This window comes from Herbiconiux daphne, from assembly GCF_024979295.1.
Classification (GTDB): Bacteria; Actinomycetota; Actinomycetes; order Actinomycetales; family Microbacteriaceae; genus Herbiconiux; species Herbiconiux daphnes.
The window spans coordinates 1-596 of the sequence record NZ_JANLCJ010000573.1; the positions used below are offsets into that span (position 1 = coordinate 1).

2 protein-coding genes are annotated in these 596 nt (G+C 39.8%); both read right to left on the reverse strand.

The genetic code is table 11. The annotated features are described in order from the left end of the window. A partial coding sequence (locus N1032_RS28650; protein ID WP_456319128.1) for a hypothetical protein occupies positions 1-89 on the reverse strand: 89 nt, incomplete at its 3' end. A gap of 65 nt (positions 90-154) precedes the next feature. Continuing rightward, positions 155-596: hypothetical protein (locus N1032_RS26515; RefSeq protein ID WP_259543644.1), on the reverse strand; the 442-nt coding region annotated here is incomplete at its 5' end.

Consider the following 596-nt stretch of genomic DNA (forward strand, 5'->3'; position numbering starts at 1 on the left):
GTTGTACCACCGCCACCACCGCCTTTCTCCTTATACATTGGCTCTTCACCACGGATTTTACGACCGAGTGAAAAAATGAATGAGGACATCGATGTACTCCTTAGTAAAATTTTACAGGATAATATATCCTAATAAACGGTTCTCGGTTGACAAATCAAACATAATCAAAATACCATTCATCCTTAATCATCAACCAATCTAACTGCTGAGAAGTATTACCAAGTGGGGGCGAAGCTAAGATAACAGATCCGAGAGCAGTTAATTTGGGTGTCCAACAATCTGCTGATCTAGTGGCACCCCCCGGGCTATGGTTTAATTCCATAAGAGCAGGTCCGTATGGTTTGGTAACTTTTAAAGTTTTACCATTAGGTACAATCAATGGAGATTTAAGAATACTGTAGAGTGGAGTATTCCATAGAAAAGGGCTGTTTGCAACTGATGATCTTATAATAGTATTAATTTTTATATAGTTTGGGCCAACTTGTATGGCGGTACCATCTGGTTCCATCTTAACAGCTGCCTCAACTCTTAAGAAACCAGCCGCTACTGCTTCATCAGCAGTCATGTGGTTTTTCAATGCATCAATATCAATCTGA